Source organism: bacterium, from assembly GCA_037131655.1.
GTDB lineage: Bacteria > Armatimonadota > Fimbriimonadia > Fimbriimonadales > JBAXQP01 > JBAXQP01.
In genome coordinates this window covers 1-1,759 of the sequence record JBAXQP010000447.1, presented here as the reverse complement: position 1 = coordinate 1,759, position 1,759 = coordinate 1, and the positions used below count along the sequence as shown (strand labels likewise).

The 1,759-nt window shown below is 48.2% G+C and carries 3 protein-coding genes; all 3 read left to right on the top strand.

Annotated features, from left to right (window positions below):
• A partial coding sequence (locus WCO51_13495) for a dolichyl-phosphate beta-glucosyltransferase (protein ID MEI6514267.1) occupies positions 1-650 on the top strand: 650 nt, incomplete at its 5' end.
• On the top strand, positions 631-1,368 hold the full coding sequence (locus WCO51_13490; protein MEI6514266.1) for a class I SAM-dependent methyltransferase: 738 nt from the start codon (positions 631-633) through the stop codon (positions 1,366-1,368). The genes WCO51_13495 and WCO51_13490, both read left to right, overlap by 20 nt.
• Positions 1,359-1,759 (top strand): metallophosphoesterase (locus WCO51_13485; GenBank protein MEI6514265.1); only part of this gene is annotated, 401 nt, incomplete at its 3' end. The genes WCO51_13490 and WCO51_13485, both read left to right, overlap by 10 nt.

Genomic DNA, 1,759 nt, shown 5'->3' with positions numbered 1-1,759 from the left:
GTTATGAACTGCTTATCATTAGTGACGGCAGCAATGACCGCACAAACGAAATTGTGGAAGAGATGGCAAACGTTCATCCAACGCTCCAACTTCTTTCTTATTCGCCCAACAAAGGCAAAGGCTACGCCGTACGTTACGGCATTTTAAGGGCGGAAGGGGAATTTATTCTATTTTCTGATGCCGACTTGGCAGCGCCTATCGAGGAAGTCGAAAAGCTTTGGTCGCACGTCTTAAACGATGCCGATATTGCAATTGGATCGCGCCCGCTTAAAGGATCGAATCTGGTCGTCCACCAGCCTCGTTATCGTGAACTATTGGGACGCGCGTTCAACAAAGCCGTCCAGTTGTTGGCAGTTAAAGGTATTCAAGACACCCAATGTGGCTTTAAGCTATTTCGTGGAGATTGCGCCCAAGACATCTTCTCACGTTGCCGATTAAATGGGTTTAGTTTCGATTTTGAAGCTTTATTTTTAGCTCAAAAAATGGATTACAAAGTGGCCGAAGTGCCTATCCGATGGGCACATCAACCAGGCTCAAAAGTACGGGTCCTTCGCGACGGAATGAGAATGATGAGGGATTTGGTGTGGCTCCGTTTTTTCATGTTCGTGGTTCGTCCATTCGCGGTAGCATATGAACGCCGAAGAGTATGACCGCATGTTCCGATACGAGGGAGACTATTGGTGGTATATAGGCCGCCGTCACCTTGTTCATACTTTGATTAAACAGTGGATTGGCCAAAAGGAAAACCCTCTAATTCTTGACATCGGCTGCGGTACCGGGGCGATGGCCAAAGATTTACAGCAATATGGAAGCGTCATCGGCTGCGATCTTCGACATATGGCGCTTGAGTATTGCCGCAAACGCACCTTGAGCGAACTCGTTCAGGGCGACATCACCAACCTTCCCTTCCAAGATCACAGCTTCGATCTCATCGTCGCGCTTGATATTCTCGAACACGTGCAGGATGATGCGACAGCATTAAAAGAGCTTCGTCGCGTCCTCAAACCTAACGGCAGGCTAGTCGTAACGGTTCCTGCCTATCAATTTCTTTGGGGTAACCATGACCTAGCCCTCGGGCATGTGCGCCGATATACTGCCCGAGAACTTAAACGAAAGATTAAAACTGCCAACTTCAGAGTGAGCAAAATGTCTCATGCCCTGTCCCTTCTATTTCCGGTTGTTGCCCTCATGAGGGTGATTAGCAAATGTCGTGACAAAGGCAAAGCGCCTGAAGCATCGATAATCCCCCTCCCAAACTGGGCTAACAGCGCTTTAGAGGGGCTACAGCGGATGGAAAGCCGAGTCATTCGCCACGTCAGCCTACCTGTCGGTGTTACCGTTGTAGCAGTTCTCGAACCATGTTCATAGAATCCCTAGGATCGGCAGCGCTTATTCTTGCCTATGGCTCCCTAATAGAGCCACGATGGCTAAAACATGTCCGCTTAAACCTTCATCTCCCAAACCTACCAGCTAAGTTGGATGGCTTCAAAGTTCATGTCGTGACTGATTTGCATTCAACTCGGTATGGCTTAATCGAGCAAAAAATACATCGGTTATTAATGGCCGAACCTGTAGATGCGGTATTTACTTTGGGAGATTACATCTGGCGCAATTCCAACCCCGATCATGCCATTAAGGTTTTTGAAAACCTCCCTTCACGTCTAGGGGTGTTTGGCATTCTCGGCAATAATGAGCACAAACGCCGGGTGGATACTCAGTCAGTTCTTCAAGCCTTAAAAGACGGTGGTATTCAGATGCT